At 61.8% G+C, this 19,204-nt stretch carries 14 protein-coding genes; 12 read left to right on the forward strand and 2 right to left on the reverse strand.

Annotated elements, in window-relative coordinates:
• Positions 1 to 5: 5 nt before the first annotated feature.
• From Q5H92_RS05585 to Q5H92_RS05640, 12 genes are all read left to right on the forward strand, one after another.
• Complete coding sequence (locus tag Q5H92_RS05585) at positions 6 to 944, forward strand: FtsL-like putative cell division protein (RefSeq protein ID WP_305010510.1); 939 nt, start codon at positions 6 to 8, stop codon at positions 942 to 944.
• Entirely contained in the window at positions 941 to 3,394 is a 2,454-nt protein-coding gene (locus tag Q5H92_RS05590) for a PASTA domain-containing penicillin-binding protein (protein ID WP_369811118.1), read from the forward strand. Before Q5H92_RS05585 ends, Q5H92_RS05590 begins: the two co-directional genes overlap by 4 nt.
• A gap of 79 nt (positions 3,395 to 3,473) precedes the next feature.
• Positions 3,474 to 4,946: a UDP-N-acetylmuramoyl-L-alanyl-D-glutamate--2,6-diaminopimelate ligase gene (locus Q5H92_RS05595; RefSeq protein WP_305010511.1), complete on the forward strand. Its 1,473-nt coding sequence runs from the start codon at positions 3,474 to 3,476 to the stop codon at positions 4,944 to 4,946.
• Positions 4,947 to 5,083: 137 nt separating this feature from the next.
• Positions 5,084 to 6,304, forward strand: coding sequence for a phospho-N-acetylmuramoyl-pentapeptide-transferase (mraY, locus tag Q5H92_RS05600; protein ID WP_305010512.1), 1,221 nt, complete (start codon positions 5,084 to 5,086; stop codon positions 6,302 to 6,304).
• A 2-nt stretch (positions 6,305 to 6,306) separates the two neighbouring features.
• On the forward strand, positions 6,307 to 7,668 hold the full coding sequence (murD, locus tag Q5H92_RS05605) for a UDP-N-acetylmuramoyl-L-alanine--D-glutamate ligase (protein WP_305010513.1): 1,362 nt from the start codon (positions 6,307 to 6,309) through the stop codon (positions 7,666 to 7,668).
• Positions 7,669 to 7,742: 74 nt separating this feature from the next.
• Positions 7,743 to 8,939: an FtsW/RodA/SpoVE family cell cycle protein gene (locus Q5H92_RS05610; RefSeq protein ID WP_305010514.1), complete on the forward strand. Its 1,197-nt coding sequence runs from the start codon at positions 7,743 to 7,745 to the stop codon at positions 8,937 to 8,939.
• Between the two features lie 139 nt (positions 8,940 to 9,078).
• The gene (gene murG / locus Q5H92_RS05615; RefSeq protein WP_305010515.1) at positions 9,079 to 10,176 is read left to right on the forward strand and encodes an undecaprenyldiphospho-muramoylpentapeptide beta-N-acetylglucosaminyltransferase; all 1,098 of its coding nucleotides are present in this window, start codon (positions 9,079 to 9,081) and stop codon (positions 10,174 to 10,176) included.
• A gap of 134 nt (positions 10,177 to 10,310) precedes the next feature.
• Positions 10,311 to 11,708, forward strand: a complete 1,398-nt coding sequence (murC, locus tag Q5H92_RS05620; protein WP_305010516.1) for a UDP-N-acetylmuramate--L-alanine ligase — start codon at positions 10,311 to 10,313, stop codon at positions 11,706 to 11,708.
• 69 nt (positions 11,709 to 11,777) lie between these two features.
• Positions 11,778 to 12,536 (forward strand): cell division protein FtsQ/DivIB, encoded by a 759-nt coding sequence (locus Q5H92_RS05625; protein ID WP_305010517.1) that lies wholly within the window; start codon positions 11,778 to 11,780, stop codon positions 12,534 to 12,536.
• Between the two features lie 84 nt (positions 12,537 to 12,620).
• On the forward strand, positions 12,621 to 14,027 hold the full coding sequence (gene ftsA, locus Q5H92_RS05630; protein WP_305010518.1) for a cell division protein FtsA: 1,407 nt from the start codon (positions 12,621 to 12,623) through the stop codon (positions 14,025 to 14,027).
• Positions 14,028 to 14,130: 103 nt separating this feature from the next.
• Positions 14,131 to 15,636 carry a cell division protein FtsZ gene (ftsZ, locus tag Q5H92_RS05635; protein ID WP_305010519.1) on the forward strand — a complete coding sequence of 502 codons (1,506 nt, stop codon included), beginning with the start codon at positions 14,131 to 14,133 and terminating at the stop codon, positions 15,634 to 15,636.
• Between the two features lie 192 nt (positions 15,637 to 15,828).
• The gene (locus tag Q5H92_RS05640; RefSeq protein ID WP_305010520.1) at positions 15,829 to 17,055 is read left to right on the forward strand and encodes a hypothetical protein; all 1,227 of its coding nucleotides are present in this window, start codon (positions 15,829 to 15,831) and stop codon (positions 17,053 to 17,055) included.
• 43 nt (positions 17,056 to 17,098) lie between these two features.
• Here the strand turns inward: Q5H92_RS05640 and Q5H92_RS05645 are convergent, their stop codons facing one another.
• Complete coding sequence (locus Q5H92_RS05645) at positions 17,099 to 18,214, reverse strand: acyltransferase family protein (protein WP_305010521.1); 1,116 nt, start codon at positions 18,212 to 18,214, stop codon at positions 17,099 to 17,101.
• A gap of 153 nt (positions 18,215 to 18,367) precedes the next feature.
• The gene (locus tag Q5H92_RS05650) at positions 18,368 to 19,102 is read right to left on the reverse strand and encodes a YebC/PmpR family DNA-binding transcriptional regulator (protein WP_305010522.1); all 735 of its coding nucleotides are present in this window, start codon (positions 19,100 to 19,102) and stop codon (positions 18,368 to 18,370) included.
• Between the last annotated feature and the right edge of the window lie 102 nt (positions 19,103 to 19,204).

The raw sequence follows: 19,204 nt of genomic DNA on the forward strand, positions 1-19,204 counted from the left end.
TAGCCATGGCCGCCAATACGCTCAGACCCACCGATAGCCCGCGCCGGGCCAACGTGCCCCGCGAGGTAGCCCCGCCGGCGCCCGAAGTGCTGCCCGAGGCCGCCGTGGTCGAAGCGCCCACACCAGAACCCACGCCTGCCCCGGAGCCCGCGCCGGTGCGCGAGAAGCGCCCCCGCAAGCCCGCGCCCGAACCGGCCCGGCCCCGCAGCTCGTGGAGCCTGTTTTCGCTGCTCGACCGGATGACCAGTGTGGACGGCCTGTTTCGGGAGGGCCTGCCGGTGCGCTTCCTGCCGCACCTGCTGTTCATCATGGCCCTGACACTGCTCTACATCGGCAACACGCACTACGGCAACCGCATGAACCGCAACATCCTGCGCCTCAAGCAAGAAACCGAAGACCTGCGCGCCGACTACACCACCCTGAAATCGGACTACATGGAAGCCAGCAAGCAGAGCGAAGTGGCCCGCAAGGTGGCAGCTTTCGGGCTGGTGGAAAGCTCCTCGCCGCCCTTCCGCATCACGGTGCCGAAGGGCCACCTCGATGCCGCCGAACTGGAATTGATGCCCGTGCTCACGGCCGATACGCTGGCCGCCCGCGCCGCCCGCGACTCGGCCGCTGCCGAGCAGGCCGACGTGCAAGCAGGCCGCCGCCGCCGTGAAGCCCTGGAAACCGGCGTCGACAGCGGCCCCGAAATCATTGCCCCGCCCCAGGCCCTGGACGGGGATTCGGCGGCAGCCATGGCGCCCGTGGCGCGGCCGGCAGCAACGCCCCGCGCCGCACCCCAGAAGTCTAACGCCAAAAGCAAGTCCGTTAAGTCGGCACCCAGCGCGAAGAAAAATACTGCCGGGAGCAAGGCCAACGCCAAAGCCAAGGCAACTCCAAAAGCTGCGCCTCGCAAGGCGAAGCAGCCCGTTAAGCCAGCCGTTAGAAGCCATTCCCGATGAAAGGCAGCGTTAAAAAATCCATTGTTACACGAGTGCGGCTGGCCTTTTTGGGGGTCGCCGTTTTTTCGTGTGCGATATTCTGGAAAGCCACCAAAATTCAGTTTCAGGAGGGCGCCAAGTGGCGGGCCCTGGAGCAGGAGCGGCGCATCAGCTACCAGCCGGTACCCGCCACGCGCGGCAATATTTACTCTGATAACGAGAGTATTATGGCCACTTCGCTGCCCTTCTACCGGGTGGCATGGGACCCGGGCGTGGTCGACGACGAGGTGTTCAAAGCCAATGTGGACTCGCTGGCCTGGCACCTGTCGCACTTCTTCGGCGACCGCAGCGTGCAGGAGTACCGCCGCCGCTTGGTGAATGCCCACAGCGCTAAGGAGCCCGCTTTGCGCTACATCCGCCTCAACTCCCGGCAAATCAATTTCCAGGAGAAGAAGCAGCTGGCCAACTGGCCTATTTTCCGGGCCAAGCGCAACCGCGGCGGGGCCATTTTTGAGAAGGTGGACAAGCGTTTCCGGCCGTTTGGCGGGCTGGCGCAGCGCACCATTGGCTTCGTGAACGAGGATAAGCACGGCGCGGGCCTGGAATACACTTTCGAGCAGAGCCTGGCGGGCAAGGCCGGCGAGGCGCTGTTTGAGCGGGTGCCGGGCGGCGTGAAGCCGGTGTTCGACGGCACTGAAGTGAAGCCCCTCCCCGGCTACGATGTGAAAACCACGCTCGACATCAACCTGCAGGACGTGGCCGAAAACGCCCTCTACAAGTCGCTGGTCGATAACAACGCCCAGTACGGCTGCGTGATTCTGATGGAAGTGGCCACCGGCGAAATCAAGGCCGTAGCCAACCTGGGCAAGGCTTCGGACGACACCTATAAAGAGGACTACAACTACGCCTTTGCCGACCAGGGCCGCACCGAGCCGGGCTCCACGTTCAAGCTGGCCTCGATGATGGCCCTGTTTGAGGCGCGGCCCAACGTGACGCTCGACGACATGGTGGACACCGGCAACGGCCGCATGTACGTGGGCGGGGCCGTGAAATCGGACTCGCACGGCTACGGCCGCATCACGGTGCAGCAGGTGTTTGAGAAGTCGAGCAACATCGGCGTGGCCAAGCTGGTGGACAAGTATTTCTCCGGCAACCCCACCGAATACACCGACTACCTGAAGAAGTTCGGCCTCGACAAGCCCCTTGGCTTCCAGATGGCCGGCGAGGCCGTGCCCTACGTGAAAGACCCCAAGGACCGCAGCTGGAGCCGCACCTCGCTCACCACTATGAGCATCGGCTACGAGCTGAAGCTGGCCCCGTTGCAGACACTGGCCCTCTACAACGCCGTGGCAAACGGCGGCGTGAAGGTGCAGCCCATGATTGTGCGCGAAATCAAGCAGGCCGACCAGGTGCTGCAGCGCAACGAGCCCAAGGTGCTGAACCCCAAAATCTGCTCCGATGCCACGCTGGCCAAGGTGAAAGCCATGATGGAAGGCGTGGTGCTGGCCGGCACGGCCCGCAGCATCCGGCCTAAAGACTACAGTATTGCCGGCAAAACCGGCACGGCCTGGAAGTTCAAAAACGGCCAGTATACCAAGACGTATTCGACCAGCTTCTGCGGCTATTTCCCGGCCGACAAGCCCAAGTACAGCTGCATTGTGGTTGTTGACTCGCCCCGCAACGGCCGCATCTACGGCGCCGACGTGGCCGCGCCGGTGTTCCGCGAGGTGGCCGATAAGTGCATGGCGCGCGACCTGCTCAGCCAGCGCCCGCTGCTGGCCAAGGCCCGCCTCAACAAGAGCCACGTGCCGCTGGTGCGCGCCGGCATGCAGGACGAGCTGGCCCTGGTGTGCCAGAAGCTGGGCCTGGCCGGCAACACCCAGGCCACCGGCGGTGAAGAATGGGTGCGCGCGGCTTCCGACACGGCCTTCCACGCCCGTACCGTGGCGCTGGTAGTGAACCCCGTGCGCGCCGGGCGCGTGCCTCAGGTTCGCGGCCTGAGCCTGCGCGATGCCTTGTTTTTGCTTGAAAACCGGGGCCTGCACGTGCGGGCCGTGGGCACGGGCCGCGTGCGCGAGCAGTCGCTGCAGGTGGGCGCGCCCATCAAGCGCGGCGACATGATTACGCTGAATCTGGCCGAATCGGGCCCGCGCCTGGCGGCCCCGCAAGCGCTGCCCGAGCCCGAACACACCGAACTGGAAGAGAACAAGCTGCTGGTGCCCGTGGAGATGGAAGCGGCTAAACCCCGCAAGTCCTTTGCCGCCGGCGAGAAAGCCCACGTGCAAACCACGGTGGCCGAACGCTCGGCCGGTGTGAAGCCGAATGCCAAAGCGCGCAAGCCGGCCGCGTCGGCCAGCAAGCCCGCCACGGCCGCCAAAGCGCCCGCCAAACCCAAAGAAACCCATCAGCCCGACCCGTCTCAGAATTCTAAAAAAACCAAGCCGGCCAAACCCGCTGTGCGCCGCGCCTGAATCAGTTAAAAGTGAAGAGTTAAAAGGGAAAACCACAGGCCGACTCATAACTCATAACTTTTAATTCATAACTCCCAAGATGATTTCGCTGCCGCTCTTCTCTTTGCTTACCGATGTGACCGTGCTCAGCCAGCACGGACCCACCGATGTGCCCATCACCGGCCTCACCCTCGACTCGCGCGAGGCGGCGCCGGGCGTGGCCTTCTTCGCCCTCCGCGGCACCGCTACGGATGGCCACAAGTTCATCGAGGGCGCGGTGGAAAAAGGGCTAGCCGCCGTGGTCTGCGAAGAACTGCCGGCCGTGCTGAACCCCGCCACGGCCTACGTGCTGGTGCCGGATAGCGCCGAAGCGCTGGGCCACATGGCGGCGGCGTTTCACGGGCACCCTTCGCGGCAGCTGCAACTGGTGGGCGTAACGGGCACCAACGGCAAGACCACCTGCGCCACGTTGCTGCACAAGCTGTTGCGCGAACTAGGCTACCACGCCGGCCTGCTGAGCACGGTGCAGAATCAGATTGACGAGGAAGTCATCCCCAGCACCCACACCACGCCCGACGCCATCAGGCTGAATGCGCTGCTGGCCCGTATGGTAGGCGCCGGATGTACCCACGCCTGCATGGAGGTGAGCAGCCACGCCGTGGCCCAGCACCGTGTCACAGGCCTGCGCTTCGTGGGCGGCGTGTTTACCAACCTCACTCACGACCACCTCGACTACCACGGCACCTTCGACAACTACCTGAAAGCCAAAAAGGCCTTCTTCGACCACCTGCCGAAAACGGCTTTCGCCCTCACCAACGCCGACGACAAGCGCGGCCTGGTGATGCTGCAAAACACCGCCGCCCGCCGCGAAACCTACTCCCTGCGCGGAGCCGCCACGTTCCGGGCCAAGCTGGTGGCCAACGAAGTCCACGGCCTGCACCTCGAAATCGACGGCCGCGAAATCCTGTTCCGCCTCATCGGTGTGTTCAACGCATACAACCTGCTGGCCGTGTACGGCGCGGCCGTGCTGCTGGGCGAGGACCCCACCGAGGTGCTCACCATCCTCTCGGGCCTGACCTCCGCGCCCGGCCGCTTCGAGCCGGTGCTGTCGGCTCAGCAGGCCATCACGGGCATCATCGACTACGCCCACACGCCCGACGCGCTGGAAAACGTGCTGCAAACGCTGCACGAAATCCGACAGCCAACGCAGCAAATCATCACCGTGGTAGGCTGCGGCGGCAACCGCGACGCTGCCAAGCGGCCCATCATGGCCAACCTGGCGGCCCGCCTCTCCAACAAAGTCGTCCTCACCGCCGACAACCCGCGCTTTGAGGACCCGCTCGAAATCCTGGCCCAGATGCAGGCCGGTGTGACGGCCCCCGATTCGGCCAAAGTGCAGACCGTGGCCGACCGCCGCGCGGCCATCGAAACCGCCGTGGCGCTGGCTGGCCCGCACGACATTGTGCTGGTGGCCGGCAAGGGCCACGAAAATTATCAGGACATTCGCGGCGTGAAGTCGCATTTCGATGATAAGGAAGTGCTGACCGAAGTTTTTTCCCAATTGAATAAGTAAGCACAGCAGTTTAGCAGAATGTCATGTCGAGCGCAGCCGGGACATCTCGCGTGCCGAAGTAATTAGTTTTCCGCGGCGAGAAGTCTCGGCTGCGCTCGACATGACGTTCTGTAAAACCTGGCTGGCTCCTGAATAAAATGCTTTATTACCTCTTCCGTTACCTGCACGACCATTTTCACCTGCCCGGCACCGGGGTGTTTCAGTACACCACGTTCCGGGCCGGGCTGGCGGTGGTTATTTCCCTGCTCATTGCCCAAACGTTTGGCCACCGGCTCATCCGCGTGCTCCAGCAGAAACAGGTGGGCGAAAGCATCCGCGACCTGGGCCTGCAGGGCCAGAACGAGAAGAAAGGCACCCCCACCATGGGCGGCCTCATCATCATCCTGGCCATTCTGGTGCCGGTAATTCTGCTGGCCCGCCTGCGCAACATCTACATCATACTCATGATATTGAGCACGGTGTGGCTGGGCTTGATTGGCTTTCTGGACGACTACATCAAGGTGTTTCGCAAGAACAAGGAGGGGCTGAGCGGCCGCTTCAAGGTGCTGGGGCAGGTGGGGCTGGGCATTACGGTGGGCTGGGTGCTGTTCTACAGCAACGAAATCACCGTGCGCGAGTACCTGCTGCCTAACGGCACGTTCTCGGCCATTGAGGCCAGCAAGGTGTTCAAGGACGTGCATTTGATGATTACGACGGTGCCGTTTATGAAGAACAACGAGTTGAATTACGGCGACTTATTTGCCTCGGCTGGCACCATGTTCAACGGCCTCTACGGCTTGCTTTACATCCCCATCGTCATCTTTCTGATTACGGCTGTGAGCAACGGCGCCAACATCACCGACGGCCTCGACGGACTGGCGGCGGGCACCTCGGCCATCATCGGCATCACGTTGGCCATCTTCGCCTTTGTGAGCGGTAATGCACTGTTGGCTGACTATCTGGATGTTATGTTTATTCCGGATTCGGGTGAGCTGGTTATTTTCTGTACGGCTTTCGTGGGCGCCTGCATCGGGTTTCTGTGGTACAACAGCTACCCGGCGCAGGTTTTCATGGGCGACACGGGCTCGCTGGCGCTGGGCGGCATCATTGCAGTGTTGGCCCTCATCGTGCGCAAGGAATTGTTGATTCCGGTGCTGTGCGGTGTGTTTCTAATTGAAAACCTGTCGGTTATCGTCCAGGTAAGCTATTTTAAATACACCCGAAAGAAGTATGGCGAAGGCAAGCGCTTGCTGCGCATGTCGCCCCTGCACCACCACTACCAGAAGCTAGGCTACCACGAATCCAAAATCGTATCGCGCTTCTGGATTGTGGGTATCATGTTGGCCGTCATTACCTTGGTTACTCTGAAACTGCGCTAAAAATGAATATTGTCATCCTCGGAGCGGCCGAAAGCGGCGTAGGAGCGGCCCTGTTGGCGCAGGCGAAAGGCCATACGGTATTCGTGTCGGACCGCGGCGCCATTCAGGCAGATTATAAGCAGCAACTCACCCAGGCCGGTATCGAACTCGAAGAAAACCAGCACACGCTGGAGCGCATTCTGCAGGCCGATGAAGTGGTGAAAAGCCCCGGTATCCCCGAGAAAGCTCCCGTGATTCAGGCGCTGCGCGAAAAAAAGATTCCGGTCATTTCGGAGATTGAGTTTGCCGGGCGCTACACCAAGGCCAAGTGCATTTGCATCACCGGCACCAATGGCAAGACGACCACCACGCTGCTGATTTACCACCTGCTAAAAAGCGCGGGCCTGAGCGTGGGCCTGGCCGGCAACGTGGGCTACTCGCTGGCCGAGCAGGTTATCGAGGACAAATTCGACTACTACGTGGTGGAGCTAAGCAGCTTCCAGCTTGATGATACCCACGACTTCCAGCCCTGGATTGCCGTGCTGCTCAACATCACGCCCGACCACCTCGACCGCTACGGCTACTCGCTCGAACAATACGCTCAGGCCAAGCTGCGCATAACCCGCAACCTCGACAGCAGCGGGGCTTTCATCTACAATGCCGATGATGAGGTAACGGGCAAGTATTTTCTGTCAGCTTTCCTCCAAACGCGCCAGTTACCGTTCAGTCTGCACCACCGACGCGATATTCACCTGGCCGGCTACTACGTGTCCGAAGAAGTGCTGTGCACCAATCTGGCGCCCGGCATCAACGAAGAGGGTGGGGTCGAAGTAGACATCACCAATTCGCCCCTCATCGGCCAGCACAACCGCCAGAACACGCTGGCCGCCGTACTCGCCGCACGCGTGGCCGGCCTCGATGCTGAGCAGATTGAAGCCGCCCTGACCACCTTCCAGAATGCTGACCACCGCCTGCAGCTGGTGGGCGAAATCAACGGCGCCCGCTACATCAACGACAGCAAAGCCACCAACGTAGAAGCCGCCTGGTACGCCCTCGACGGCATCCACCAGCCCATCGTCTGGATTGCCGGCGGCACCGACAAAGGCAACGATTACAGCAGCCTGCTGAACCTGGCCGAGCACCGCGTGAAGGCCCTCATCTGCCTGGGCGTCGACAACGCCAAGCTCCGCACCGTGTTCGATCCCATCGTTCCGCATGTGGAAGAAACCCAAAGCATGGCCGACGCCGTGGCCCGCGCCGCCGCCCTGGCCGCCCCCGGCGATGTGGTGCTGCTCTCGCCCTGCTGCGCCAGCTTCGACCTATTCAAGAACTACGAAGACCGGGGCCGGCAGTTTGCCGTCGCCGTCGGTGAGATGGCGAAATAGTGAAATGGTGAGTTTCTAACTCGTCTGTTCATTAATCCCAAACTCACCATTTCGCCACATCACCATCTCACCCCATGGAACCCGTAAAAATCTGGCTGCAGCGCAACCTCAAAGGTGACCCCATTCTGTGGGCTATTGTGTTGCTGTTTTCCTTCATCAGCATCGCGGTGGTGTACTCGGCCACCGGCACGCTGGCCTACCGAAACGAAATGCACGGCCGCTCGGGCTCGGCCGTGGAGATGATTGCCCTCAAGCACACCGCCCTGATTGTGGCCGGCCTGGGCCTGATGTGGCTGGCGCACCGCGTCGACTACCGCTACTACTCGCGGCTGGCGCTGTACGCGCTGCTGATTTCGGTGCCGCTGCTGCTCTTCACCTACCTGCTGGGCGGCGAAACCAACGGTGCCTCCCGCTGGATGACCATCCCGGTTATCAATCAAACCTTTCAGCCTTCGGATTTGGCCAAACTGGCCCTGATTTCGCACCTGGCCAGCATGCTCAGCCGCCGTCAGCAGCACCTCGACGACTTCTGGAGTACGCTGTTTCCGGTGATGCTGTGGGTGGGCATCATCTGCGGCCTAATTGCGCTGACCAACGCTTCTACCTCGTCGCTGCTGTTTGCTACCTGCCTGTTGCTCATGTTTATCGGCCGGGTGCCACTCAAGCAGATGCTGGTGATGGTGCTCATTGGCGTCACGGTGGGCGGCACGGCCCTGGCTAGCGGCCAGCGCTGGAAAACGGTGCAGTCGCGCCTCGAAAACTTCTCCGACCCGACCAAGAAAACGCCTTTCCAGCTCGAGCACAGCTACATCGCCATCGCCACTGGCGGCATCGCGGGCAAAGGCCCCGGCAAAAGCACGGAGCGCAACATCCTCCCACACCCGTATTCCGACTTCATCTACGCCATCATCATCGAGGAATATGGCCTGATTGGCGGCGCCGTGGTGCTGCTGCTCTATATGGCCTTTCTTTATCGAGGGCTTAAAACGGTAATGAATAGTTACGGGGCTTTCGGCGGGCTGCTCTCGGCGGGGCTCAGTTTCAGCCTCGTCATGCAGGCGTTGGTGAATATGGGAGTGGCCGTGGGGCTGGGCCCCATCACCGGCCTGCCACTGCCGCTGCTGAGCATGGGCGGCACCTCGCTTATTTTCACCGGTATCAGCATCGGTATCATCTTGGCCGTGAGCCGCGGCGAGCCCGAAGTGCGCCCCATGACGGGCGAAGACCCCGACACGGCCCGCATCCCCAGCCAGCGCGCGGCGTATGCGTAGCGTTTTACCGCACCAGAACGCCATGCAGAGCGCAGCGAAGCATCTTTACCGCGCAACGCAATTAAATATACTACTGCGGTAAAGATGCTTCGCTGCGCTCTGCATGACGGCCTTTTAGCCGCCTGACGCTCCTCCAAAAATGACCAACTCTCCCCTTCGTTTCATCATCTCCGGCGGCGGCACAGGCGGGCACATCTTCCCGGCCGTGGCCATTGCCAACGAGCTGCGCCGCCGCCTGCCCGACGCCGAAATCCTCTTCGTGGGCGCCAACGGCCGCATGGAAATGACCCGCGTGCCCGAAGCCGGCTACAAAATCGTGGGCCTCGACATCACCGGCCTGCAACGCCGCCTCACGCCCCAAAACCTCATGTTTCCGGTGCGCGTGTTCCGCTCCGTGCGCAAGGCCGGCAGGCTGATTGAAGAATTCCGGCCCGATGCCGTAGTAGGAGTGGGGGGCTACGCCTCGGCCCCGGTGCTGCTGGCCGCCACTTCGCGCGCCATCCCCTCGCTCATTCAGGAGCAGAACTCCTACGCCGGCCTGGTAAACAAGCTATTGGCCAAGCGCGTGAACAAGATTTGCGTGGCCTACGACGGCATGGAGAAGTTCTTCCCCAAAGACAAGCTCATCCTTACCGGTAACCCCGTCCGCACCGAGATTGCCAGCGGCGACCGCGCCGAGGCGATGAAGTTCTTCGACCTCGACCCTGCCAAAAAAACGCTACTGGTGATAGGAGGGAGCCTGGGCGCCCGCACCCTCAACTTGGCCACAGCCGCCGCGCTGGCCCGCCTGCGCGAAGCCGGCATCCAGCTGCTCTGGCAAACCGGCAAGCTCTACTTCCCCGAAGCCCGCCAGCAGGCCGACCAGGCCCATAACCTGCACGCCCTGGAGTTCATCCAGCGCATGGATTTGGCCTATGCCGCCGCCGATGTCGTCATCAGCCGCGCCGGCGCGCTTTCCGTCTCGGAGCTCTGCATCACCGGCAAGGCCAGCATCCTGGTGCCCTCGCCCAACGTGGCCGAAGACCACCAAACCAAAAACGCCCTCGCCCTGATGAGCAAAGGCGCCGCCGTCCTCATCACCGACGAGCACGCCCCCACGCGCCTCTACGACGAAGCCCTGCGCCTGCTGGCCGACCCCGAGCGCCAGCAGCAGCTCAGCACCCGCGTGCGCGAGCTGGCGCGGCCCAACGCTACAGTTACCATTGTGGATGAGCTATTGAAGCTGGTAAAGAAGTGAAGAGCAATAGAAAAGCACGTCATGCAGAGCGCAGCGAAGCATCTTTACTGCAACGCTAATCTTAATTGGTTGCGCGGTAAAGATGCTTCGCTGCGCTCTGCAAGACGGTCAAAAAAGCCTAAATACACCCAAATTTGAAGCAGTTTCCCTACGTTTTCTTCCTCGGCATCGGCGGCATCGGCATGTCGGCCCTGGCGCGCTGGTTCCGGGCCAACGGCCACCAGGTGAGCGGCTACGATAAAACCGAAACGCCCCTAACCCGCGCCCTGGCCGCCGAAGGCATCGCCGTACACTACGCCGACGCGGTGGATAATATCCCAGCCGCTGTGCGCGAAAACCGCGCCCAAACCCTCGTGGTCCTCACGCCCGCCATCCCGGCCGAGAGCGTGGAATGGGCCTGGCTGCGGGAGCAGGGCTACGACATCCGCAAGCGCAGCCAGGTGCTGGGCGTGCTCACCCACGGCCGCTACACCATCGCGGTGGCCGGCACCCACGGCAAAACCACCACCAGCAGCATGGTGGCCCACCTACTGCACCACGCCGGCCTCGACGCGGGCGCCTTCCTCGGCGGCATCGCCGTGAACCTGGGCAGCAACCTGCTGCTGCCGTCCACGCCCGAGGCGCCCATCGTGGTGGAAGCCGACGAGTACGACCGCAGCTTCCTGACGCTGTTTCCCAACGTGGCCATCGTCACGAGCACCGACGCCGACCACCTCGATATCTACGGCGACCAGTCCCGCCTGATTGAGTCGTTTCGCCAGTTCGTGGCCCAAATCAAGCCCGGCGGCACCCTGCTCATCAACCACACCGCCGACCCCAGCGTGGCCGCCGCCGCGCCAGACGGCACGCGCGTCATCCGCTACGGCCTGAATGCGGAGCAGGGGCCCGAGCTGTTTGCCGCCAACATTTCGGCCGAAGGCCACCAGTTCCACTTCGACTTGCACGGCCCCCAGGGTGCCGTGTCCGAACTGCAGCTGGCCGTGCCCGGCTACCACAACGTCGAAAACATGCTGGCCGCCGCCAGCGTGGCCCAATTGCAGGGTATTGAGCCCGAAAAATTACGCGCCGCCGTAGCTGCTTACCGGGGCGTGAAGCGCCGGTTTGAGTTCGTGGTGACAACGCCGAAAAACGTCTATCTGGACGACTACGCCCACCATCCGCGTGAAATAGAGGCCTTTTTGCGTTCGGTGCGTGCCCTGTATCCGGGCAAACGGTTGCGCGTCATTTTTCAGCCGCACCTGTTTACCCGCACCCGCGACTTTGCCGAAGGCTTTTCCCGGAGCTTAAGTATTGCAGATGAGGTATTTTTGTTGGATATTTACCCAGCCCGCGAAAAGCCGTTGCCGGGTATTACTTCCGAAATTCTGTTGACAAGCATCACCGCTAAAGTCAAAGCCATCTGCACCAAAGAAGAAGTGCTGGCCGCTGCACAATCCGATAACTCCTTCGACGTTCTGGCCACCGTTGGCGCGGGCGACATCGACACGCTGGTTCCCCAACTGAAAGTCATCCTGACCGAACGCTGGAAGTAGCCAGCGCATTGAGCCAACCCCTTAATTGGCCTCCGGGCTGTATCTACCACCCTCCACGATTGAACCGCATTGGACCGCACCGTTAGAAACCTACTTGTTGCCGCTGCTTGCCTCCTGGTGCTGGGCGGGCTGGGCGTATTTGCCGCCCTGCGCCAGGCCTCCCGGCCCGTGAGCGAAGTGCGCGTCAACGTCGCCAACGAATTCGATAACTACTTCATCAGCGAGCGTGGCGTCACGGCCCTGCTCACCAAAGGCGGCAAGGAGCCCGTGCTGGGCAGCCGCCCCGAAGGCCCCCGCCTGCGCGAGCTGGAAGCCCGTTTGAAAGCCCATCCCTTCGTGCGCGAAGCTCAGGTGTACCGCGACCTGGCCGGCGACCTGCACGCCGACGTGCGCCAGAACCGCCCCATCGCCCGTCTCACGCACCCCGACACCCGCCTCGATACCTACGTCGACGCCGAGGGCCACACGCTGCCGCTGTCGCCCTTGTTCACGGCCCGCGTAGCCACCGTGGCAAGAGCCAACGGCGCCAACCTGCCAAGTGGATTTTTCCAGGATAGCACGGGGCGGCGTTATCTGGAGTTTCTGCGCTACGTAGACGAGCATGAATTCTGGAAAGCGCAGGTTTCGGAGGTGTTCATTGAGCCGAGCGGCAAGCTTTCGTTCACCCAGCAGGTAGGCGACCAGCGCATAGAATTCGGGCTGCCCGAAAATATTTCCGAGAAATTTGCCAAGCTGATGGTATTTTACCGGCAAATTCCGTCAGTTTTGGGGTGGGATACCTACCACCGCGTGAACGTAGAATACCAAAATCAAATTATTTGCGAATAGTAATTCGCTGAAACATAGGCTGTAAGGCCGAAATTTTCCTGTTTCCAACCCACCGCTTCCTCACTGCTCGCCAGCACCGCTCCTATGCAACAAGATAAAATCGTCGTCGGGCTCGACATTGGTACCACAAAAATCTGCGCCCTGGTGGGGCGCAAAAACGAGTTCGGCAAACTCGAAATCCTGGGCATGGGCAAAGCCGTGTCGGAGGGAGTTTCGCGCGGCATCGTGCTCAACATCGACAAGACTGTAGACGCCATCAAACGGGCCATTCGGCAGGCCGAAGAACAATCCGGAATTAGCATTGGAGTGGTAAACGTCGGCATTGCCGGCCAGCACATCAAGAGCCTCCAGCACAACGGCAGCATCACCCGCAACTCGCACGATACCATCGGGCCCGACGACGTGAACCGCCTCACGCAGGACATGTACCGGCTGGTGACCCAGCCCGGCTCGCAAATCATCCACGTGATGCCGCAGGACTACAAAGTGGACTACGAGGAAGGCATCGCCGACCCCGTGGGCTATGAAGGCGTGCGCCTGGAAGGCAATTTCCACATCATCACGGCCCAAAGCACCGCCATCAACAACATCAACAAGTGCGTGACCAAGGCCGGCCTCGAAATCGCCGACCTGATTCTGGAACCGTTGGCCAGCTCCATGTCCATTCTATCGGAGGAGGAGAAGGAGGCCGGCGTGGCCCTGATTGACATCGGCGGTGGCACCACCGATTTAGCCGTGTTCAAGGATGGCATCATCCGCCACGCGGCAGTGCTGCCGTTTGGCGGCAACATCATCACGCAGGACATCAAAACCGGCTGCAACGTGGCCCCCGGCCAGGCCGAGCAGTTGAAGGTGAAATTCGGCAAAGCCATTGCCCAGGAAGCCAGCGACTACGAAATCGTGAGCATCCCCGGCCTGCCCAACCGTCCGCCCAAGGAGGTTTCGCTGAAAAACCTGGCTTACATCATTGAGGCCCGCATGTCGGAAATCATGGAGTTGGTGTATGCCGAAATCTACCGCATGGGCCTGCACGACAAGCTGTCGGCCGGCATCGTGCTCACCGGCGGCGGCTCGCAGCTCCAGAACCTGGAGCAGCTCACCGAGTACATCACCGGCCTCGACACGCGCATCGGCTACCCCAACCAGCACCTCGGCAAAAGCCGCATCGAAGCTGTAAAGTCGCCGATGTACGCTACCACCGTGGGACTCGTGCTGTCGGGCTACCACTCGCTGGATGAGCGCAACCTCTCGCGCACGCCTTACGAACAGGAGGAGGCGCCTGTGGTGCCATCGTACTATGCCCCGCAGCCGGTGGCCGCTCCGGCACCAGTCGCTCCGGTTGAAACCCGGGCTACGGTTCCGGCGGCTCCGGCCCCGGCGCCTCAGCCCGTGAAGCAGAAGGAGCCCGGCGCTGCCAGCCGCTTCTTCAAGGACATCATCACCCGCACCAAAGGGCTGCTGATTGACGATTACGACGATAAATCCTACTAGCCGTTAGTTATGAGTTATGAGTTATGAATTGTGAGTTGGCAAATCCAGTGGATTGCCGGCCTGTAATTCATAACGCATAATTCAAAACTCATAACTCAATCCCATGAACTATAAATTCGACATTCCAGCCCAGAATAAGTCCATCATCAAGGTGATTGGCGTCGGGGGCGGGGGCTCCAATGCCGTGAAGCACATGCATAAGCAGGGCATCAAGGACGTGGAGTTCATCATTTGCAATACCGACCACCAGGCGCTGCAAAGCTCCACGGTGCCCAACAAGCTCCAGATTGGCGTGGACCTGACCGAAGGCCTCGGCGCTGGTGCTAAGCCCGAGCGCGGCCGCCAGGCCGCTATCGAAAGCAAGGAGCAAATCCGCGACTTGCTGAACCAGGGCACCAAGATGCTGTTCATCACGGCCGGCATGGGCGGTGGCACGGGCACGGGAGCGGCCCCGGTAATTGCGCAGGTAGCGCAGGAACTGGGTATTCTCACGGTGGGCATCGTGACGGCGCCGTTCATGTTTGAGGGTAAGAAGAAGCGCCAGCAGGCCGAGGAGGGCATCAAGGCCCTGAGCGAGCATTGCGACACGGTGTTGGTGATTCTCAACGACAAGCTACCACAGATTTTCGGCAACCTGACGATGGGCGCCGCCTTCGCCAAGGCCGATACGGTGCTGACCACGGCCGCCAAGTCCATCGCCGAAATCATCACGGTGACGGCCGACGTGAACGTGGACTTTGAAGACGTGAAAACGGTGATGAAGGACAGCGGCGCCGCCGTGATGGGCAGCAGCGTGACCGACGGCGAAAACCGCGCCCGCCGCGCCGCCGAAGAAGCCCTGAACTCGCCGCTGCTCAACAACACCGACATCCACGGGGCGCAGCGCATTCTGCTCTCCATCATGTCGGGCGCTGAGCACGAGCTGGAAATGGACGAGCTGACGGAAATCACCGACTACATCCAGGAGAAAGCTGGGCAGGACGCCGAAATGATTTTCGGCCACGGCATTGATGAGGCCTTGGGTCAGAGCATTCGGGTGACGGTGATTGCCACGGGTTTTGCCCGCGAGGCGCACTCCATCACCACGCCCGCCATGGGCGGTGCTGCGGCGGTTGAACCGGCTGCTGCCCCGGTGGCCGAGGCGCCCCGGCCGGAAGTATCGGCACCGACTGCGCCGGCTGCTTCGGGCTCGGCGCCGTTTGTGCCCAGCTTCGGTACCCCGGAGCCGGCTCGCGTGACGTTTGATTTGAACGGCCCTTCGGCCCACAATGCTCCGCCGCTGGCGGGCATTCCAGCTACCGCACCCGGTGAACCGGTCCTGACTTCCAACGCGCCCGCCCCGGCGCCGGAAGCCACTGCCGCCGCATCCGGTCGCCCGCGCCCGGCGATGGATGCCCAGGCCTTGGAGCGCCGCCGCCGCCTGCAGGAGCTCAGCAACGGCCTGCCGCCCGAGGCGGTGAGCCAGTACGACACCCCGGCTTACCTGCGCCGCCAGGTGAAGCTGGAGAACGTGGAGCCTAGCTCGGCCCAAAACATCTCCCGCTTCAACCTGTCGGACGACAATGAACTGCTGGGGGACAACCGCTTTCTGCACGACAACGTGGACTAGCCAACAGCCATTAAGCTGAAGACTTGAGAGTGCCGCCTTTGATGTAATCAGGGGCGGCACTTTTACTTGGGAGAGGGTGGGACCGGGTTAAGCCCGGCTTTTAGTAGGGAAAAGCTGTCGTGCATACGCAACGGCTGTTTGCTTATTTTTGTCAGTGCCAGGGGCATTTCGACGGCCAGTTATTTTGTGATTATGGCCTTTCTCTTCCGGCGCTGGCATTTGTTGTTGCCGTTGCTGGCCCTTATGGGTTTATTTCTGTACATGACGGCCACTGGATTTGGGGGAACCTCCGATTCCAACTATTACCAGTGGGCGGCGCATACCTGGCGCGAAAGCGGCCGGCTACTGGCGCCCGACGGGCGGCCCTACCGCTATTGGGGGCCGCTGTATCCATTGCTGCTGGCCGCGTTTTATGGTCCGATGGGCGTACGGGTGCTGCATGGCGCCTCGCTGCTTATCTACCTAGGACTATGGAGCAAGATAGGGGCGCGACTGTTGCCGGCCGGCCAGCGGGTTTGGTTGCCGTGGTTGGTGGCGCTGAGTGCTGCGGTGTTGGTCCCGGCCAAGTACGTATGGTCGGAAACGGTGTTTGGGGCCTTGGGAGCCATTTATCTGTACGCTCTTCTGGCTTGGACTCGGCAGCAGCACACGGGCTGGCTGGGCCTGGCTACTGTAGCCGGTTTCCTGCTGCCTTTGCAGCGGACGGCGGGGTTTTTTCTGCTGGCTGGGGCGTGGGCCGGGCTGGTGCTCACGGGGCAGTGGCGTGGCCGATGGCGGGTGCTACTGCTGCACGGGCTGGGCTGTGTAGCGGGCGGACTGGCCTGGAACTACTATGCCGAGGTGCTGGCGGGGCCAAAGCTGTACCAGGCCACCCGGCCTTGGGACGCCTGGGGCTCGGTGGCCGATTATGGCTTCGTGCTGGTGCGGTGGCTGGTGCCGTTGGGGGCTTCCTGGCGCGACGCTGTGCCGACGCTGTGGATTGGGGTGCTGCCGGTTTTCCTGGCTTGTCTTTTTCCACTTAAAAATGAAACGCCGCCGGCCGCCTCTTCAACGCCGGATAAGTTGCCGACCGCAAACGCATCACAGGAACTAAGGCTGCTGTGGTGGGCGGTGGTGGTGAATGTGGCGGCGTTATTATTCGCCACAGGGGCATTACGTGCGGCGACAGGCCCGCACAATGCGGAGCGGTATTGCGCGGCGTTGGTGGGGCCCGTGGTACTGTTGGTGCTGGCACGTTGGCCCGATGCTCCCGCTGTGGGGGGGCGCAAAGGAAAACTCCTGCACTGGTTGGGCGGGACTTTGCTGGCCGGCTGGCTGGCCTATTCGGCGGTGCGGGCGGGGCACAATGCGGAACAGTTGCGGGCCCGCCCGGCGATGGTCTGGCCGGCGGCGGGGGAACTGCTTCGGTCAGAAGATTGAAACTTCGCCCACCGATTCCTTGGTGGCCGGGCCGCTGCAGGAATCAGGCCCTTGCGTAGTCGAATCGGTTTTTCCAGCGTTCGAGCGGCGCTTCCAGCCAGGCCCAGGAGGCCGCCGCCATCGCCAGCAGCAAAGGCGTGAGCACTAGCACCGTGGGCAAAGGGCCCAGCCAGAACTCCCGCCAAGCCAGCCCATTGGCCTGCGTGGCCGGAAACAACCGAAAGACTGCTCGTTGAAGAAAAACTGGCAGCAGCAGATGATAGAGGTAGCAGCCGTAGCTGCGCCTGCCCACCCATTGGAGGGCTGGATGCAGCAGAAAACCGGTGCGGGGGGTGTAGTCTGCATCCGGCGCACGCAGCACCCAGGCCAGCGTGAGGAAGCCGGCTACGCTGCCCAGGCTGGTGTAGGTGAGCAACCAGATTTCTTGCTGTTCGGGGCCTATCAAGTGCGTGAGGCCCCAGATGACAACCCACACTGCCCAGGCCAGCAGCACCCAGTGGCCTCGGGCCAGGGCCTGCACCCGCGGATGGTGCTCGGTGATGCGCAGAATGGCGCCGGTGGCAAACATATCGAGGCAGGCGGGCAGCAGCACCAGCACGAAGTGCGGCGTGACCCAGGCACTCCACCCAATCCGAAACAACAACCCCGCCATTGCCACCACCAAAAAAGCCCCCACCCGGCGCCCCAGCAGCCCCAATAGCAGCGGCCACACCAAGTAGAACTGTTCATCGACGGCCATGGTCCAGTAGTGGCCCACACCCTCGCCCCAATGCTGCAAGCGGTAGAACAGTACGTTGGAAAACGGCAGCACAAACCAGCCCGGGTATTCGTGCAGCGTGGCCAGCGGCAGCGCGGCGCCCAGCGCCAGGGCCAGGTAGTAGGGCGGCAGAATGCGCAGTACCCGCCGCGCGTAGAACGTGCGCAGCCGGCGGCCCCAGCCCGCTGGCGCCCCGGGGTGTACCTGCTGCTTCCAGATGATGCCCGAAATCAGGTAGCCGCTGAGCACGAAAAAGGTGATGCGGCCCATTTCGCCCACCGGAAACGGCAGGCGCGTCCAGTGGCCCAGCACCACCAGCCACACCGCAATGGCCCGCAACCCGTTGAGGGTGGGGCGGTAGAGCAGGGGCGAGGCTGGGGAGGCTGTACTGGAAGGAGTCAAAACAAAAACGTGAAGAGGCTAAAACAGAACGTCATGCCGAGCGCCGCGAAGCATCTTTACCGCAGCAGTAATTGATTTTACTATTGCGGACAAGATGCTTCGCGGCGCTCGGCATGACGTTCTTTATTTCGCAAAGCGAGCAAAACGCGGCCCTTAGCCCAGCGTGTGGTACACGGCCTGCACGTCTTCGTCGTCTTCGAATTTCTCGATGATGGTCATGATTTCCTCCAGCTGCTCGTCGTTGAGGGAGACGGTGGTGTTGGGCACGCGCTGCAGGTTCACGCTCACCACGTGGCGGCCCTGGGCTTCGAGGGCTTTTTGCATCTGGCCGAAGTCGGTGAAGGCGGTTTCGACCACGATGTACTTGTGCTCGGCGCCGTGCTCGTCTTCTTCGGTGGTTTCGTACACGTCTTCGGCGCCGAAATCGATGAGTTCCAGCTCCAGCTCATCGCGGTCGAGGCCCTCGGCGGCCAGCTTGAAGACGCCCTTGCGGGTGAAGGTGTAGTCCGACGAACCGGCCGTACCCAGGGTGCCCTCGTTGCGATTGAAGATGAGGCGCACGTTGCTAACGGTGCGGGTGGGGTTGTCGGTGGCGGTTTCGATGACGACGGCCACGCCGTGGGGCAGGTAGCCTTCGTACACAACCTCTTGGTAATCTTTCTCTTCCTTGCTGCTGGCGCGCTTGATGGCCGCTTCGACCCGGTCTTTGGGCATGTTCACGCCTTTGGCGTTTTGCATGGCCGCGCGCAGGCGGGCGTTGGTATCGGGGTTGGGGCCGTTTTCCTTCACGGCCATCACAATTTCTTTGCCGATGCGGGTGAAGTCTTTCGACATTTTGTCCCACCGCTTCATTTTGCGGCCTTTACGAAATTCAAACGCGCGTCCCATAGGGGGTCAATTAACAAGTAACAATGAGCAATTAACAATGCCGTTTGGGCCGGCGCGGGGCGCGGAAAGCCGAAACGGGCCGCAAGTTAGCCAGAACCAGCG

Origin of the sequence: Hymenobacter mellowenesis, assembly GCF_030581005.1 — a bacterium.
Taxonomy (GTDB): Bacteria; Bacteroidota; Bacteroidia; order Cytophagales; family Hymenobacteraceae; genus Hymenobacter; species Hymenobacter mellowenesis.

Bases quoted from the DNA above. Each gene is read 5' to 3' on its own strand.
- ftsZ (WP_305010519.1), top strand. From the start codon at position 14,131: ATGAACTATAAATTCGACATTCCAGCCCAGAATAAGTCCATCATCAAG.
- Q5H92_RS05650 (WP_305010522.1), bottom strand. From the start codon at position 19,102: ATGGGACGCGCGTTTGAATTTCGTAAAGGCCGCAAAATGAAGCGGTGG.
- Q5H92_RS05640 (WP_305010520.1), top strand. From the start codon at position 15,829: ATGGCCTTTCTCTTCCGGCGCTGGCATTTGTTGTTGCCGTTGCTGGCC.
- murD (WP_305010513.1), top strand. From the start codon at position 6,307: ATGAATATTGTCATCCTCGGAGCGGCCGAAAGCGGCGTAGGAGCGGCC.
- Q5H92_RS05610 (WP_305010514.1), top strand. From the start codon at position 7,743: ATGGAACCCGTAAAAATCTGGCTGCAGCGCAACCTCAAAGGTGACCCC.
- Q5H92_RS05595 (WP_305010511.1), top strand. From the start codon at position 3,474: ATGATTTCGCTGCCGCTCTTCTCTTTGCTTACCGATGTGACCGTGCTC.
- Q5H92_RS05590 (WP_369811118.1), top strand. From the start codon at position 941: ATGAAAGGCAGCGTTAAAAAATCCATTGTTACACGAGTGCGGCTGGCC.
- murG (WP_305010515.1), top strand. From the start codon at position 9,079: ATGACCAACTCTCCCCTTCGTTTCATCATCTCCGGCGGCGGCACAGGC.
- mraY (WP_305010512.1), top strand. From the start codon at position 5,084: ATGCTTTATTACCTCTTCCGTTACCTGCACGACCATTTTCACCTGCCC.
- Q5H92_RS05585 (WP_305010510.1), top strand. From the start codon at position 6: ATGGCCGCCAATACGCTCAGACCCACCGATAGCCCGCGCCGGGCCAAC.
- ftsA (WP_305010518.1), top strand. From the start codon at position 12,621: ATGCAACAAGATAAAATCGTCGTCGGGCTCGACATTGGTACCACAAAA.